General features: G+C 37.5%; 14 protein-coding genes and 3 pseudogenes. 11 read left to right on the top strand and 6 right to left on the bottom strand.

Features of this window, described 5'->3' with window-relative positions:
- Positions 1 to 442 precede the first annotated feature (442 nt).
- The 7 genes and pseudogenes from trmD (at position 443) to larB (ending at position 7,821) form a co-directional block, all read left to right on the top strand.
- Positions 443 to 1,147 (top strand): tRNA (guanosine(37)-N1)-methyltransferase TrmD, encoded by a 705-nt coding sequence (gene trmD / locus EZY12_09750; protein QSX69830.1) that lies wholly within the window; start codon positions 443 to 445, stop codon positions 1,145 to 1,147.
- Positions 1,148 to 1,433: 286 nt separating this feature from the next.
- Positions 1,434 to 1,916: a 2-C-methyl-D-erythritol 2,4-cyclodiphosphate synthase gene (locus EZY12_09745; GenBank protein QSX69829.1), complete on the top strand. Its 483-nt coding sequence runs from the start codon at positions 1,434 to 1,436 to the stop codon at positions 1,914 to 1,916.
- A 36-nt stretch (positions 1,917 to 1,952) separates the two neighbouring features.
- On the top strand, positions 1,953 to 2,444 hold the full coding sequence (locus EZY12_09740; GenBank protein QSX69828.1) for a type I restriction enzyme HsdR N-terminal domain-containing protein: 492 nt from the start codon (positions 1,953 to 1,955) through the stop codon (positions 2,442 to 2,444).
- Positions 2,425 to 3,046, top strand: a pseudogene (locus tag EZY12_09735) (DUF4935 domain-containing protein). Before EZY12_09740 ends, EZY12_09735 begins: the two are co-directional and overlap by 20 nt.
- A gap of 22 nt (positions 3,047 to 3,068) precedes the next feature.
- Complete coding sequence (locus EZY12_09730; protein QSX69827.1) at positions 3,069 to 4,850, top strand: ABC transporter substrate-binding protein; 1,782 nt, start codon at positions 3,069 to 3,071, stop codon at positions 4,848 to 4,850.
- Between the two features lie 312 nt (positions 4,851 to 5,162).
- A complete protein-coding gene (locus tag EZY12_09725) occupies positions 5,163 to 6,947 on the top strand; it encodes an ABC transporter substrate-binding protein (GenBank protein ID QSX69826.1) in 1,785 nt (594 codons plus the stop codon).
- 85 nt (positions 6,948 to 7,032) lie between these two features.
- Entirely contained in the window at positions 7,033 to 7,821 is a 789-nt protein-coding gene (gene larB, locus EZY12_09720) for a nickel pincer cofactor biosynthesis protein LarB (GenBank protein QSX69825.1), read from the top strand.
- A gap of 435 nt (positions 7,822 to 8,256) precedes the next feature.
- On the opposite strand, the pseudogene EZY12_09715 reads toward larB, so the two are convergent.
- A pseudogene (locus EZY12_09715) lies at positions 8,257 to 8,490 on the bottom strand (transposase).
- Positions 8,490 to 8,612, bottom strand: a pseudogene (locus tag EZY12_09710) (helix-turn-helix domain-containing protein). Before EZY12_09710 ends, EZY12_09715 begins: the two co-directional pseudogenes overlap by 1 nt.
- A 298-nt stretch (positions 8,613 to 8,910) precedes the next feature.
- Between EZY12_09710 and argH the strand changes: the two are divergent.
- Entirely contained in the window at positions 8,911 to 10,299 is a 1,389-nt protein-coding gene (argH, locus tag EZY12_09705; GenBank protein ID QSX69824.1) for an argininosuccinate lyase, read from the top strand.
- Between the two features lie 446 nt (positions 10,300 to 10,745).
- Here the strand turns inward: argH and EZY12_09700 are convergent, their stop codons facing one another.
- The 4 genes from EZY12_09700 to EZY12_09685 form a co-directional block, all read right to left on the bottom strand.
- Positions 10,746 to 10,919 (bottom strand): hypothetical protein, encoded by a 174-nt coding sequence (locus EZY12_09700; GenBank protein ID QSX69823.1) that lies wholly within the window; start codon positions 10,917 to 10,919, stop codon positions 10,746 to 10,748.
- Between the two features lie 285 nt (positions 10,920 to 11,204).
- A complete protein-coding gene (locus EZY12_09695; GenBank protein ID QSX69822.1) occupies positions 11,205 to 13,361 on the bottom strand; it encodes a polyribonucleotide nucleotidyltransferase in 2,157 nt (718 codons plus the stop codon).
- A 297-nt stretch (positions 13,362 to 13,658) separates the two neighbouring features.
- Entirely contained in the window at positions 13,659 to 13,982 is a 324-nt protein-coding gene (locus tag EZY12_09690; protein QSX69821.1) for a type II toxin-antitoxin system RelE/ParE family toxin, read from the bottom strand.
- A complete protein-coding gene (locus EZY12_09685) occupies positions 13,979 to 14,290 on the bottom strand; it encodes a type II toxin-antitoxin system Phd/YefM family antitoxin (GenBank protein ID QSX69820.1) in 312 nt (103 codons plus the stop codon). Before EZY12_09685 ends, EZY12_09690 begins: the two co-directional genes overlap by 4 nt.
- Positions 14,291 to 14,394: 104 nt before the next feature.
- Here EZY12_09685 and EZY12_09680 point away from each other — a divergent pair, with 104 nt between their 5' ends.
- From EZY12_09680 to EZY12_09670, 3 genes are read left to right on the top strand one after another with little or no spacing between them, the layout of a single operon-like run.
- The gene (locus EZY12_09680) at positions 14,395 to 14,718 is read left to right on the top strand and encodes a hypothetical protein (protein QSX69819.1); all 324 of its coding nucleotides are present in this window, start codon (positions 14,395 to 14,397) and stop codon (positions 14,716 to 14,718) included.
- A gap of 14 nt (positions 14,719 to 14,732) precedes the next feature.
- Entirely contained in the window at positions 14,733 to 15,149 is a 417-nt protein-coding gene (locus tag EZY12_09675) for a XisH family protein (GenBank protein QSX69818.1), read from the top strand.
- Positions 15,137 to 15,472 (top strand): XisI protein, encoded by a 336-nt coding sequence (locus EZY12_09670; GenBank protein QSX69817.1) that lies wholly within the window; start codon positions 15,137 to 15,139, stop codon positions 15,470 to 15,472. The genes EZY12_09675 and EZY12_09670 overlap by 13 nt, the downstream gene beginning before the upstream one ends.
- The last annotated feature ends 714 nt before the right edge of the window (positions 15,473 to 16,186 follow it).

Below are 16,186 nucleotides of genomic sequence, written 5' to 3'. Positions count from 1 at the left end.
GCTTTTGTGAGAGGACACGCGGGTAGGCACGGGGGCGCTACCCCTACATTTTCTTATGTCCGTCGTTCTCATGGCCAGCATTTTGATTTTTTACCTATCTACTTTCCCAGAAAGCTTTTATAGTGCTAAATTAACTATAATTCTCTTCTGGACTTAGGGTTTAGTCGGCCTTGACACTCTTACTTCTGAGCCTGGCTAGGTGCATCCCGGAAGTTGTTAACTTTGGTGGGATTATTAATTTAAATTTAGTAGTGACAATATTTAAACATAAATTAAGTAATTAGAAAAACTTTTGATCTAACTAAAGTATTTAGAATACTGATATTTTTAGATACTATGAGTAGATTTTTAGTCTTTTATGATTTACGCCATACTCCGTTATCAGCTATTCTATTAACTAAGTATCTACTCTTAACATTAGTTCTATCGAATACAAATTACTGTGCGTTTTGATATAGTTACGCTTTTTCCTGACTGTTTTACATCAATTCTCAATTCTGGTTTATTGAGTAAAGCTTTAGCTAAACAGATTGCTCAAGTGCATTTAACTAATCCTAGGGACTTTACCACCGACAAACATCACAAGGTAGATGATCAACCCTATGGTGGTGGTGTGGGAATGCTAATGAAACCAGAACCTATTTTTGCGGCTGTGGAGTCTTTGCCAATTCTACCCCGTAGAGATGTGATTTTAATGAGTCCCCAAGGGCAACCGATGAACCAGCCCTTGCTGCGCGAATTAGCCACGAATTATGACCAATTAGTCGTCGTCTGTGGTCATTATGAAGGGGTAGATGATAGGGTGCTAAATTTAGTCACTCGTGAGGTGTCTTTGGGCGATTTTATCCTCACTGGGGGAGAAATTCCCTCTATGGTTTTAATTAATGGTGTTATGCGTCTGCTTCCGGGAACTGTGGGCAAGGAGGAATCTCTGAAAACGGAAAGTTTTGAAGAATATTTATTAGATTTTCCTCAGTACACTCGTCCTGCTGATTTTCGCGGTTGGAAAGTCCCAGATGTGTTACTAAGTGGTAATCATGCAGCAATAGCCCGTTGGCGTTTTCAACAACAAATTGAGCGCACGTCGTCCCGTCGTCCCGATTTGCTCAAACAATGGCAAGAAGAGAGGGGAAAAGATGACAGTTGACTGTTGACTGTTGACTGTTGACTGTTGACTGTTGACTGTTGACTGCTGACTGTTGACTGCTGACTGTTGACTGTTGACTGTTGACTGTTGACTGTTGACTGTTGACTGTTGACTGTTGACTGTTGACTGCTGACTGTTGACTGCTGACTGTTGACTGTTGACTGTTGACTGTTGACTGCTGACTGTTGACTGCTGACTGTTGACTGCTGACTGTTGACTGTTGACAGGGAATAGAAGAATAAATTCTTACTAATGACTAATGACTAATAACTAATAACTAATAACTATGAACATCAGAATTGGTAATGGCTACGATATACATAGATTGGTGAGCGATCGCAATTTGATTTTAGGCGGTATTCACATTCCCCATGAACTCGGCTTGTTAGGGCATAGTGACGCTGATGTCCTTACTCATGCCATCATGGACGCTATGCTAGGGGCTTTATCTTTAGGGGATATTGGCCATTATTTTCCTCCTACAGATCCACAATGGGCTGGGGCTGATAGTCTTGTATTATTAGATCAAGTTCATCAGCTAATTCGGGAGCAAGGTTGGAAAATAGGCAATATTGATTCTGTAGTTGTGGCTGAACGTCCGAAATTAAAACCTCACATTTCTAAAATGCGGGATAAATTAGCAGCAGTTTTAAAAGTAGAACCAAATCAAATTGGTGTCAAAGCTACTACTAATGAAAAATTGGGTCCCACTGGTAGAGAAGAAGGTATTTGTGCTTATGCTGTGGTTTTGTTAGTAGCGGGTGATTAATCAATTTCCATATATTTACATCAAGGAGAAAAGAAGATGCAAGTTATCAACTTCCAACCCCCTCAAAAATATCGTCCTGATATTATGTTTACAAATAAAGATGAAGAAATTATCTTAATCGTAGAGGTAAAAGCTCAAAAACCAGAGACAGAATTAAACAGGCAAAGTGCTATTTATCAATTAAAAACATACTTGCAGAATATCAAGCCAGATATTCCTTTTGGTATGTTAGTGGATTTAGAGGAAATTAATATTTTTGCATTGAATAATGATCAGGAAATAGAAAATCTAATTTCCTTGAGAACTAATGATATACTAAGTAACTATGATCCAGAATCCCCGCATAAAAGAATCTTTGATTTTTATTTAGAAACACTTATTAAATCTTGGCTCAGAGATTTATCATATCATTGGAATTCAGATACACCACCAGCGTATAATGAATTAGCGAAAATTGGTTTATTACCATTGTTAGAAGGTGGACATACTTATATTCAGGAAAATTTAGGTGATGATACTTTACATTGAAACTAATTTTTTAATGGCAGTTGCAAAAGGAATAGACATAGATGCAGCACAGTTTCTGCGGAATCTCTCTCCCTTAATTCGTCTTGCTATACCAGCTATTTGTTATGTAGAAGTCATTAACACATATAGAATAGATAAGCAAAATCAGTTAAAGTTTCAAGCAGAAATGGAGAAATAAATTAATGAAGCAATGCGTGATAAAATTTCTGTTCATGCAGATTTGTTTAAGGTGAGTTTAGAAAGAGCATCTATTGAAAATCTACTATTATTAAATGATGTACAAGATAGATGAAATTATTAACTTGTTAACAGAAAATTCAGAAATCATTAACTTTGATAATAACATAATCAAGGATATTTCTGATAATATTTTTATAGCAACAGAAACATTACTAATTAAAAATGATCTTATGGATAACTTAATATTACAGTGTATCGTATCTCATGCAAATCAGCATCCTCATAATCAAAAAGTATTTATAAGTGGTAACACTAAAGATTTCGGTAAAAAGGAAGTAAGAGAAGTTTTAAATAGTGCAAAAATTAAATATTTTAGTAACACTAGAAACTTTCTAGGTTGGTTAGACTCTCAATGCTCCTAAAATTAATATCTGGTAATAAACCATGACAATACAAAAAATACTCAGTCTGACAAAACGCTTTTTCTTATTAATTACAATAATTGCATTCACAACAATCACAATTACCGCTTGTAAACCAATTAAACTAAAAAGTGAGGCGGCTCAAGTACCCCAATTAGTCAGAAGTATTCTGAGTGATCCAAAAACATTTAATGCGGCACTTGGTTCTGAATCACCAAATATTTTTGGTCTTACTTATGAAGGATTATTAACGCAAAATCCTATTAACGGCAAAATAGAAGGAGCATTAGCTCAATCATGGGAAATATCACCAGATAAAACCAAAATTACCTTTACCATGCGCGAAGGTTTGAAATGGTCAGACGGAGAACCATTAACAGTTGATGATGTCGTCTTTACCTACAATGATATTTATTTAAATGAAAAAATTCCCACAGATACTAGAGATGTTTTGAGAATTGGTAAAGATCGCAAATTACCAACTGTGAAAAAAATAGATAATCGCAGAGTAGAATTTAGTGTACCTGAACCATTTAGACCTTTTTTACTAAATACAGGGGTATCTATTTTACCTGCTCATATTTTAGAAAAATCAGTCAAAACTAAAAATAAAGATGGCAAACTGGAATTTTTGAGTAAGTGGGGTGTTGATACTCCCCCAGAAGAAATTATTGTTAATGGACCTTATAAAATTGAAAAGTATGATACAAGTCAACGGATAATTTTTCGCCGTAATCCCTATTATTGGCGTAAAGATGCTCAAGGTGAACCACAACCTTATATTGAACGGATAATTTGGCAAATTGTGGAATCAACAGATACTTCTTTACTCCAATTTCGTTCCGGTGATTTAGATTTTATTAGTGTTTCCCCTGATTATTTTTCTCTGTTAAAAGTTCAGGAAAAACAAGGGAATTTTACAATATATAATGGTGGTCAAAGTTCTAGCACTTTATTTCTTTCTTTCAACTTAAATAAGGGGAAAAGAAATAATAAACCATTAGTTGATCCGATTAAATCTCAATGGTTTAATAATGTCCAATTTCGCCAGGCAGTAGCTTATGCTATTGATAGACAAACCATGTTAAATAATACTTTTCGTGGTTTGGGTACACCCCAAGATTCTCCTATTTCTGTTCTAAGTCCTTATTTTTTATCACCACAAAAAGGCCTGAAAGTTTATAAATATAATCCTGATAAAGCGAAGGAATTACTAATGAAAGCAGGATTTAAATATAATGACAAAAATCTTTTAGTGGATCATCAAGGTAATGAAGTCAGATTTAGTTTACTCACCAATGCTGGTAATAAGATTCGGGAGTCAATGGGTTCGCAAATTAAACAAGATTTAAGTAAAATTGGCATTCAAGTTGATTTTACTCCCTTGGCATGGAATACTTTTATAGGTAAGATATCTAATACTTTAGATTGGGATGCTGGTTTATTAGGTTTAATTGATGGATTAGAACCTAATGATGGTGCTAATGTTTGGTCACCTGACGGGGGATTACATATGTTTAATCAGAAACCCCAAGCCGGACAAAAGCCCATAGAAGGGAGAGAAGTTGCACCTTGGGAAGTGAAAATTAATGAACTTTATATTCAAGGGGCGCAAGAATTTGATGAAGCGAAAGTAAAGGAAATTTATGGAGAAAGTCAACAATTAACACAGGAGTATTTACCTTTTATTTATTTGGTGAATTCCTCGGCTATGTCAGCAATTAGAAATCGTTTTGAGGGTATCCAATTTTCTGCCCTTGGTGGCGCTTTTTGGAATATTCATGAAATTAAAGTTACGAAATAGGTAATAGGTAATAGTGAAGAAATTCTTAGAGGATGTTTTAAAAGTCTCTCATGGTGTATCAAATATTGTTTTCCCCCTCCCTAACCCTCCCCTTAGAAAGGTGAGGGGACTTGATTTTCCTTAGTCCCCCCTTGGAAAGCTACGGTGTACACACAAGTCTTCTAGAGTTGTCCCACAACGTTTAGATCCCCCCAACCCCCCTTAAAAAGGGGGGCTAAATTCTTCAAAGTCCCCCTTTTTAAGGGGGATTTAGGGGGATCGGATCACGTTTAGCATCCTGTCTATTCTCATATTAATCTCTGGTAATAACCTATGACATTAACAGAAAAACTATTCAATTACACAAAACGCTTTTTATTACTCATAACTGTTATTGCTTTTACAGTAATAGGAATTACTGCTTGTAACCCAATTAAACTAAAAAGTGAAGCGGCTCAAGTACCCCAATTAGTCACAAGTATTCTCAGTGACCCAAAAACATTTAATGCTGCGTTGAGTTCCGAATCACCAAATATTTTTGGTCTTACTTATGAAGGATTACTAACACAAAATCCTATTAACGGCAAAATAGAAGGAGCATTAGCTCAATCATGGGAAATATCACCAGATAAAACCAAAATTACCTTTACCATGCGCGAAGGTTTAAAATGGTCAGACGGACAACCATTAACAGTTGATGATGTTGTCTTTACCTACAATGATATTTATTTAAATGAAAAAATTCCCACAGATACTAGAGATGTTTTGAGAATTGGTAAAAATCGCAAATTACCAACTGTGAAAAAAATAGATCCTCGCAGAGTAGAATTTAGTGTACCTGAACCATTTAGACCTTTTTTACTGAATACAGGAGCATCTATTTTACCTGCTCACATTTTAGAAAAATCAGTTAAAACAAAAAATAAAGATGGCAAACTGGAATTTTTGAGTAAATGGGGTGTTGATACTCCCCCAGAAGAATTAATTGTTAATGGACCTTATAAAGTTGAAAGATATGATACAAGTCAACGGATAATTTTTCGTCGTAACCCCTATTATTGGCGTAAAGATGCTCAAGGTAAACCACAACCTTATATTGAACGGATAATTTGGCAAATTGTGGAATCCACAGATACTTCTTTACTCCAATTTCGTTCCGGTGATTTAGATTCTATTGGTGTTTCTCCTGATTATTTTTCTTTGTTAAAAGTCCAGGAAAAACAAGGGAATTTTACAATATATAATGGTGGTCCAAGTTCTAGCACTTCCTTTATTTCTTTCAACTTAAATAAGGGGAAAAGAAATAATCAACCATTAGTTGATCCAATTAAATCTCAATGGTTTAATAATATCCAATTTCGTCAAGCAGTAGCTTATGCTATTGATAGACAAACCATGTTAAATAATACTTTTCGTGGTTTGGGTACACCCCAAGATTCTCCTATTTCTGTCCAAAGTCCTTATTTTTTATCACCAGAAAAAGGCTTAAAAGTTTACAAGTATAATCCTGATAAAGCGAAGGAATTACTAATAAAAGCAGGATTCAAATATAATGACAAAAATCTTTTAGTGGATAATCAAGGTAATGAAGTCAGATTTAGTTTACTCACCAATGCCGGTAATAAAATTCGGGAGTCAATGGGTTCGCAAATTAAACAAGATTTAAGTAAAATTGGCATTCAAGTTGATTTTACACCCTTGGCATGGAATACTTTTATAGATAAACTTTCCAATACCTTAGATTGGGATGCTTGTTTAATAGGTTTAACTGGTGGATTAGAACCTAATGATGGTGCAAATGTTTGGTCACCTGACGGGGGATTACATATGTTTAATCAGAAACCCCAAGCTGGACAAAAGCCCATAGAAGGGAGAGAAGTTGCACCTTGGGAAGTGAAAATTAATGAACTTTATATTCAGGGCGCACAGGAATTTGATGAGGTGAAAGTCAAGGAAATTTATGGGGAAAGTCAACAATTAACACAGGAGTATTTACCTTTTATTTATTTGGTGAATTCCTCGGCTATGTCAGCAATTAGAAATCGTTTTGAGGGTATCCAATTTTCTGCCCTTGGTGGTGCTTTTTGGAATATTCATGAAATTAAAGTTACAAAATAGGTAATGGGTAATAGGTAATAGTGAAGAAATTCTTACCAATTACCAATTACCAATTACCAATTACCAATTACCAATTACCAATCCCGTGACACAACCCGAAAATTTGCGATCGCTCTTAGAAGCCGTCGCCAATGGTAAAATTAGCCCAGAGATAGCATTCGACTCACTCAAAGATTTAAATTATGAATCTGTCGGTGAGTTTGCCAAAATAGATCACCATCGTCAATTAAGAACTGGTTTCCCGGAAGTAATTTGGGGACCTGGTAAAACACCGGAACAAATTGCTCAAATTATGGAAGTTATGCGGCACCGTACTTCTGTGGTGATGGCTACTCGCATTGAACCAAAAGTATATTCCGCATTACAAAAGAAAGTTAGAGGTATCCAATATTACGAACAAGCCCGAATTTGTGCCATTGTCCCCTCTGTAATTGAAGTTAGATTTCCTGGAAATATTGGTATTCTTTCCGCTGGTACTGCTGATTTAGCCGTTGCTGAAGAGGCTGCTGTCACTGCTGAACTGTCTGGTTTCTCTGTTCAGCGTCTCTGGGATGTCGGTGTGGCAGGAATTCACCGTTTATTAAGTAATCGCCACCTATTGGAATCAGCATCAGTATTAATTGTTGTTGCGGGAATGGAAGGGGCTTTACCTAGTGTGGTAGCAGGTTTAGCCGATTGTCCAGTGATTGCTGTTCCTACAAGTATTGGTTATGGTGCGAGTTTTTCCGGTTTAGCACCTTTATTGACAATGCTCAACTCTTGTGCTGCTGGTATAGGTGTAGTAAATATAGATAATGGCTTTGGGGCAGCGGTTTTAGCTGGGCAAATTTTACGAACTTCAGAAAAATTACGCTTGGCAGCAGGAAAATATTAAAGTATGACAGTAAAAACTGTGTATAATTAAGATATTTATCTCATGGAACATCTTAGCGATCCACTATTCCTAATTTTAGGAAATTTAGACTTTCATATCAATTTTGCTGTTAGTGACCACACAGACTACTTTTTATATGGTCTGTAGAAAAACATTAAAGTATGACAGTAAAAACTGTGTATAATTAGGATATTTATCTGATGGAACACCTTAGCGATCCACTATTCCTCATTTTAGGAAATTTAGACTTTCATATCAATTTTTTTGTTAGTGATCACACAGACTACTTTTTATATGGTCTCGTAAAAGAGACGGATGTTTTGGGTCAAATACAAAATTATTGGAATAACTTTGTCAAAACTGGGCAAATTTGGGCAATGTTGATTGGTATAATCCTTGGCTATATGTTCAAAGGGTTAACTAGTTACGGGTGAACTACCCACACTGACTTGGAGTACCAAGTACAGTGTTGGCTTCTGTACTCACGGGGGAGTGCCGTAACTTAGACTTTCGCCCAAGTTTTGGTCTGATCTCCCCTCCTACAGCAGAGACGGACGAACCTTCCGTCTTGATCATTCTGATTCCCTCTGCTCTAATATTTGTGGCGGCGTTGCCATCACGATTATGATGAGTACCACAGTGAGGACAAGTCCACTTCCTCACATCTAAGTTTCGATGGACTTATTTAGAGCATAATTCCACCACCATCTAGCACACCCAAATGTCTGCGCCAGTATTGCTTGTTGCTCTTTTGTTGGATATAAACGGATTTGCACAGCTTTGTGTAACACTCAACAGCACCTCCTTTGTGTCTACTATGTTAACACAATATATATTTTGTGGTAGAGAGTAAAAATAAAATAATATTTGGAAAAACCTCAAATGTTCTTTGCTCTTACAAGGCTTACGCCTCGGATCATTTGAGAACGATTTCGGTTTTTTCTGCCTTATATGCCGCCACTGATTCGGATTACCAAATTCAGTGGGGGACTTACGGCAAATTAGTTAAATTTATTTTAGATATTAGATTTTGGACTGATAATGATTCAAAATCTAACATCTATATCTAATTTCTGCCTCTTCAGATTTATGACCGAAAAACAAACTTGGAGTCAGCGGTTTGAATCCGCGCTGCATCCGGCGATCGCTCGTTTTAATGCCAGTATAAGTTTTGACATTGAACTCATCGAATATGATATTACTGGTTCTCAAGCCCATGCAAAAATGCTGGCTCACACTGGTATAATTTCCCATGAAGAAGGGGAAGCACTATTTACAGGTTTAGAACAAGTTCGTCAAGAATATCGTCAAGGGCAATTCCAGCCCGGTATTGATGCCGAAGATGTCCATTTTGCGGTAGAAAAGCGACTTACGGAAATTGTCGGAGATGTAGGCAAAAAACTACACACAGCCCGTTCTCGCAATGACCAAGTAGGTACTGATACGAGATTGTACCTCCGCGATCAAATTCACCAAATCCGCCAGCAATTACGGGACTTTCAGACAGTCTTAGTTGATATAGCTGAAAAAAATGTCGAAACCCTAATTCCTGGCTATACCCACCTGCAACGCGCCCAGCCTGTGAGTTTAGCTCATCATTTGCTGGCATACTTTCAGATGGCACAACGGGACTGGGAACGCCTGGAGGATGTTTGTAGCCGAGTGAATATCTCTCCCTTGGGTTGTGGTGCTTTAGCGGGAACAACTTTTCCCATTGACCGCCACTATACAGCCAAATTATTGCATTTCGATCATGTTTATGCTAACAGTTTGGACGGAGTTAGCGATCGCGACTTTGCCATAGAATTCCTCTGTGCTGCTAGTATTATCATGGTTCACCTCAGCCGTCTTTCTGAAGAAGTAATTCTGTGGGCATCAGAAGAATTTCGCTTCGTCACACTCAAAGATAGTTGTGCTACAGGTTCTAGCATCATGCCCCAAAAGAAAAATCCCGACGTACCAGAATTAGTTAGAGGTAAAACAGGGCGAGTCTTTGGTCATCTTCAAGCTATGTTAGTAATTATGAAGGGTTTACCTCTGGCTTATAACAAAGACCTCCAGGAAGACAAAGAATGCATATTTGACAGTGTGAATACAGTCAAAGCCTGTTTAGAAGCAATGACAATTTTGCTGCAAGAAGGGTTAGAATTTCGTTATCAGCGATTGGCCACAGCAGTTACAGAAGACTTTGCTAACGCTACTGATGTCGCAGATTATCTTGCAGCCCGTGGTGTACCCTTCCGAGAAGCTTATAACATCGTTGGTAAAGTGGTAAAAACCAGTATTGCCGCTGGTAAACTTCTGAAAGATTTGCACTTAGAAGAGTGGCAACAAATCCATCCCGCATTTGCCGCTGATATTTATGAAGCCATAACTCCACGTCAAGTAGTTGCAGCCCGCAACAGTTATGGTGGTACAGGCTTTGAACAAGTCAGACAAGCCATTCTCAATGCCCGGACTCAACTCAATGGGAAATAGGCAAGAAACTTTCTTTTTTTTGACAACTGACAACTGACACAAATAAGGGTGTACATGAGTACACCCTTATAATTCAAAATATGAAAAAGTAAAATTTAAACAGGTGACATACTCCACACACTCCCTTTCAGGTGAGTGTGGGCTTCTTTTGCGACTCTTCTATGAAGACATTGACCGAGCTTTAAAGCCCTATGCCCTAGGGACTTTTTGAGATAATTTTTAACTTTTTTGATAGGCTGCTTTTCAGCATTTAATTGAGTTACACCTACTGTCGAAAATTATATCAAATATTTGGAAAAAGTCAAGAAAGTGTTCATTCCTCACCGACCAACATTGCTAATTTCGCTCACACTCAATTTTGCTCGTTGGTCAATTCGTCACTTATGCGTATTCATCTCATCACCTCCCTATCGGGTAGGTGAGAGGCTTCTACTGTTTAAGCTAAATTAATCAGCAGCGTCCATTGCTGCTGCTCCTGTTCCTTCTTCCTCTTCACTCTTGGGCGGTCTTTGTTGGAATCTTCTGCCCATTCTACCTGTGGTGGTCCGTTTACGAAACTTTCTGGCGTAGGCCTGGTTTCGTAGCGCCTTTTCTTTTTTGGGGTTACGGCGCTTTGCCATATTCACCTCGTTAATAAACAACAAAAAACTGGCATCTAGGCGTTACTTAGGCCATATCAGCTACCGATATGATATACTTTTCTAGCCTAGTGCAGCAATCAATACACTTTAAATAGCATACCATTATATCGTAATAAAAAGTCTAATGTCAACTTAATTTAGGCTGGTAATTAGTAATTGGTAAACTGCAAATAATTATAAAAAATTCGGCAGCGATGCCTACTAGCAAGGCATCGCGGATTTTAGATTTGCGATTCGTTCGTAATCTAAAATCCAGTCAGCGATTTAATTGTTTACGGCTGCTGCTTCCCGTGCTGCTGCTGCTTGATCTGGATGAATACCTAAGCGTGTCAGGTTAATTCGACCCTTATTGTCAATTTCTCGCACTTTGACAATCACCTCATCACCAACAGCTACTTCATCTTCAACTTTACCAACGCGGTAGTCAGCGAGTTGAGAAATGTGAATCATGCCTTCTTTGCCGGGCAAGAATTCGACAAAAGCACCAATGGGTATAACCCGTGTTACACGACCTATGTAAACATCACCTTCATGAAGTTTACGAGTCATGCCTTGAACGATGTTCCGCGCTCTCTTAGCCCTGTTTTCATCAACTGCGGAAATGGTGACAGTTCCATCATCTTGGATGTCAATTTTTGCACCAGTTTCTTCAGTAATGCCCTTAATGGTTTTACCACCTGGTCCAATAACCAGACCAATCATGTCAGGATCAATTTTGATCGTCAACAGACGTGGGGCATAGGGTGAAGTTTCTTCCCTAGGTGTGTCAATAGTCTGGAGCATTTTTTCCAGAATATGCAACCGGGCAGGTTTGGCTTGGTTGACAGCTTGGGCAATTACCTCTAAAGGCAAACCAGATATTTTCATATCCATTTGCAAAGCAGTAATCCCAGTATCTGTACCGGCAACTTTAAAGTCCATGTCACCTAAAAAGTCTTCAATGCCTTGAATATCGGTGAGGATTCGCACTTCGTCCCCTTCCTTAATCAAGCCCATTGCTGCACCACTCACAGGTTTGAGAATGGGGACACCGGCATCCATCAAGGATAGGCTAGAACCGCAAACTGAACCCATGGAAGTAGAACCGTTGGAAGAAAGCACTTCCGAAACTACGCGAATTACGTAGGGAAATTTTTCTTTTGATGGTAATACAGGTAACAATGCCCGTTCTGCTAATGCACCATGTCCGATTTCCCGTCTACCAGGGGCGCGTAATGGTTTGGTTTCGCCGACGGAGAAGGGTGGGAAGTTATAGTGATGCAGGTAACGTTTGGTTTTTTCTAGTTGCAAGTCATCGTTGAGATTTTGAGCATCTCCGGGAGTACCAAGGGTACACATTGATAGTACCTGGGTGAGTCCTCGGTTAAATAACCCGCTGCCATGGACTCGTTTGGGTATTATCCCAACTCGACAAGATATAGGGCGGACTTCATCAAGTTTGCGTCCATCAACGCGCACATTGTCTTCGACAATTTGCAGACGCATGAAGTATTTGGTAATGCTTTTGAATGTATTACCAAGGGCTTTGGAGTTTGATGTAGCAGCAATGCGAATGGGGTCTTCTTCTGGTAAAGCTTTGATTTCAGCAGCGATACTATCTTTAACTGCATCTAAAGCTATATCACGATCAGTTTTAGTTAACTCAAATTGCGCCAAGATTTTTTTAATCTCTCCATTAGCGCGATCGCGGATATAGTTTTCTAAGGTCTGATCTACTTCCGGTGGTGCTTCTTGCACCAGTTTAAGACCTAGTTCATCCAGTAAATCTAGCTGTGCCTGAATTAAATCCCGGACAGCTTCGTAACCAAAATCAATCGCCTCAATAATATCTTGCTCTGGCAACTGATTTGCACCCGCTTCCACCATGATCACACCATCAGGTGAACCAGCTACGATTAAATCCAAATCACTGCCTTCAATTTCTGCGTAGGTAGGGTTAATAATAAAATCATCACCCACTAAACCTACTCGCACTGCTGCCATTGGTCCGTTAAAAGGAATTCCAGCAATGAGGGTAGCAATTGAAGCACCTGTCACCGCTAACACATCAGGGGGAACTTCCTCATCCATTGACATAGTTATTGCCATGACTTGCAAGTCATCCCGTAACCATGAAGGGAATAAAGGACGGAGTGGACGGTCAATCAGACGACTGGTAAGAATGGCCTTTTCCGGTGGACGACCTTCCCGGCGCATAATTCCTCCTGGAATTCTCCCTGCCGCATACAATCTTTCTTCGTAGTCTACGGTCAGTGGCAAAAAATCAATGCCTTCCCTCGCTGCTGACCTTGTAGCCGTTACTAAAACAGTTGTATCCCCCGACTGTATCAAAACCGACCCACCTGCTTGGGGGGCTAGTAGGCCAACCGTTAGTCGAATATCCCGTCCATCAAAGGATATTGACTTTTCAAATTCTGCCATTCAGTTTTTTTTCCTTCTCTTACGCGATTCTCACTCTGTGGCAATCTTAACATTTATGCACTCTAGACGGCTTCTGTAATGAGCAAACATAAAACAAAATTTGTTAAGTTATCTGTACAACAGGCTTGATATCTGGGTTTGTCGTCTAAGTTATATTTTTGCTGAACGATTTCATAATATTTCATCAATCAATTAAGAGGTAAGTAACTGTATTGCAATTACCCCTGTCATTAAAAAGGAATTTTATGATTTGAATATTTTTGTCTGAATCAGGATTTACAGGATTTTTCTTTGGATTTATTCAGATTCGTCGCTCATTGGTTTTTGAGCAGAATGTCGCACAAAAAGAATTTGAACATCATCATCAACAATTGTAAAAATAATCCGATAGGTGTTTCGTCCCTTTCCATATATAAGTTGTCGAATTTCCTGGTCAAAAAAATCATTTTCAAATGCTAGAGAACAACGAGAAGGCATTTTTTCTAGGGATAATATAGATTTATATAATCCCTCTAACCATGTTCTACCCTTTTGGTGAGAAATATTACTAAACCAGAAATAAGCGTCTTCTATGGTTTTTTGTGCTTCTGGTTGGATGATAATTTGATATTTCTCATTCATTGGGAATTATCTAATTTATTAAACAATTCATTAAAGAATTCTTCGGCTTTTTTACCTTTACTTTGCTGCATTTGTTCTAAGCCTAGTTTAATACCTTTTAAAGTTTCTACTAACTCAGCAGCATCTAAAAGTTCTTGATAAGATTCTGCATCTTGAACCACCAACTCGGCTTTTCCGTTGACAGTGAGAACTAAAGGGTGTTTTGTTTGTTTAATCCGTTGTACAAATTCAGTAGTGTTACGCTTAAAGTCAGTAAGAGAATGTATATCTTTAGCAAGGTTAATCATGGTAAATAATTTAATTAGCATCTAATTCGATGTTAATTTAACTTGGTTGTGTTTGTCAATAACATTTTGTTAATTACTTGATATAATAAATTTAAATAGTATAAATTAATGACAGTAAAAACAATATGTCACTTAACGATTTCAGAGCAGTATTTCTTCCCTATTGCCTTCAGAAACAACCTGATGAGAGATATGCAGTTCTTAATAGGCGATATAAGCCACTGGGTTTTAATACCAGAGAACATATAGAGTATGAAGACTATCCTATTTGTGTTAAATTGAAAGGTATAGGTTCAGCAACGGCAGCAAAACTATCTTGGAATTGTGATTCAAATACAGACATAATTTATCTGTACAACGATGGCTGTTTTCCAACAAAAAGTTCGGAAGATATGCAAAATTATCTTAAACGCTTAGAGATATTAGCAAAACTTAAAGTTGATTCGTGAGGTAATAGCAATTAGTGTCTGCAAAAGATATATTTCACGACGCAGTAAAGAAAGCTTTACAAAAAGAGCAGTGGGTGATTACAGATGATCCACTAAAATTTAAATTTGGCAACGTCAAATTCAATATAGATTTAGGTGCTGAGAAATTAATTGCGGCTGAAAGAGAAAGTGAGAAAATAGCAGTAGAAATCAAAAGTTTTATTAATCCTTCCGCTATTACAGACTTTTATGCTGCTTTAGGTCAGTTTCTCAGCTATCGTCTGGCTTTAGAAGCTCTTGAACCAGATCGTATACTATATATGGCAATTCCATTGGAAGTTTATCGAACCTTTTTTCAGCTTGAGTTTACACAAGTGGCACTAAAAAGATATCAAGTGCTATTAGTAGTATATGAACCAGATAATGAGGTGATTATAGAATGGATAACATAGCCAAATATCGAAAATATATTCAAACCTTACTAACAGATTATGCCAAAGATGATATTTGCACAGACGAAGTAGATGTGGAACTCATCTTTGATACAGAACGCGACCATTATCAGTGGATGAATGTTGGTTGGGAACATTTAAATCGCGTTTATATGACGGTGATTCACTTCGATATTAAAAACGGCAAAATTTGGTTACAACAGAATTTAACAGAAGAAAATCCCGCTGAAGATTTAGTAAAAATGGGTGTTCCCAGAGAAGATATCGTGTTGGGTTTACATCCTCCTTATAAACGTCCATATACAGATTATGGAGTGGCTTAAAGAAGGTCATTTATTGTCTGAACAGGATTTTCAGGATTTAAGGATGTACAGGATTTTTGTTGGGATTTGGATTTTCGGAATTGAATAATTAAATATTTTTGTCTGAATCAGGATATCCAAGATTTAAGGATGTACAGGATTTTTGTTGGGATTTGGATTTTCGGAATTGAATAATTAAATATTTTTGTCTGAATCAGGATGTCCACCGATTTAAGGATTTACAGGATTTTTGTTTGGATTTGGATTTTCGGAATTGAATAATTAAATATTTTTGTCTGAATCAGGATATCCACCGATTTAAGGATTTACAGGATTTTTGTTTGGATTGGGATTTTCGGAATTGAATAATTAAATATTTTTGTCTGAATCAGGATATCCACCGATTTAAGGATTTACAGGATTTTTGTTTGGATTGGGATTTTCGGAATTGAATAATTAAATATTTTTGTCTGAATCAGGATATCCACCGATTTAAGGATTTACAGGATTTTTGTTTGGATTGGGATTTTCGGAATTGAATAATTAAATATTTTTGTCTGAATCAGGATATCCACCGATTTAAGGATTTACAGGATTTTTGTTTGGATTGGGATTTTCGGAATTGAATAATTAAATATTTTTGTCTGAATCAGGATGTCCACCGATTTAAGGATTTACAGAATTTTTGTTTGAATTTGGATTTTCGGAATTGAATAATTAAATATTTTTGTCTGA

The organism is Dolichospermum sp. DET69 (genome assembly GCA_017355425.1).
GTDB lineage: Bacteria > Cyanobacteriota > Cyanobacteriia > Cyanobacteriales > Nostocaceae > Dolichospermum.
This window is presented reverse-complemented; position numbering and strand designations above follow the sequence as displayed.

What these genes read in the sequence shown, in the direction of transcription:
- EZY12_09745 (QSX69829.1), top strand. Translation starts at nt 1,434, where the DNA reads ATGAACATCAGAATTGGTAATGGCTACGATATACATAGATTGGTGAGC.
- EZY12_09740 (QSX69828.1), top strand. Translation starts at nt 1,953, where the DNA reads ATGCAAGTTATCAACTTCCAACCCCCTCAAAAATATCGTCCTGATATT.
- EZY12_09730 (QSX69827.1), top strand. Translation starts at nt 3,069, where the DNA reads ATGACAATACAAAAAATACTCAGTCTGACAAAACGCTTTTTCTTATTA.
- EZY12_09725 (QSX69826.1), top strand. Translation starts at nt 5,163, where the DNA reads ATGACATTAACAGAAAAACTATTCAATTACACAAAACGCTTTTTATTA.
- argH (QSX69824.1), top strand. Translation starts at nt 8,911, where the DNA reads ATGACCGAAAAACAAACTTGGAGTCAGCGGTTTGAATCCGCGCTGCAT.
- EZY12_09700 (QSX69823.1), bottom strand. Translation starts at nt 10,919, where the DNA reads ATGGCAAAGCGCCGTAACCCCAAAAAAGAAAAGGCGCTACGAAACCAG.
- EZY12_09695 (QSX69822.1), bottom strand. Translation starts at nt 13,361, where the DNA reads ATGGCAGAATTTGAAAAGTCAATATCCTTTGATGGACGGGATATTCGA.
- EZY12_09690 (QSX69821.1), bottom strand. Translation starts at nt 13,982, where the DNA reads ATGAATGAGAAATATCAAATTATCATCCAACCAGAAGCACAAAAAACC.
- EZY12_09685 (QSX69820.1), bottom strand. Translation starts at nt 14,290, where the DNA reads ATGCTAATTAAATTATTTACCATGATTAACCTTGCTAAAGATATACAT.
- EZY12_09680 (QSX69819.1), top strand. Translation starts at nt 14,395, where the DNA reads ATGTCACTTAACGATTTCAGAGCAGTATTTCTTCCCTATTGCCTTCAG.
- EZY12_09670 (QSX69817.1), top strand. Translation starts at nt 15,137, where the DNA reads ATGGATAACATAGCCAAATATCGAAAATATATTCAAACCTTACTAACA.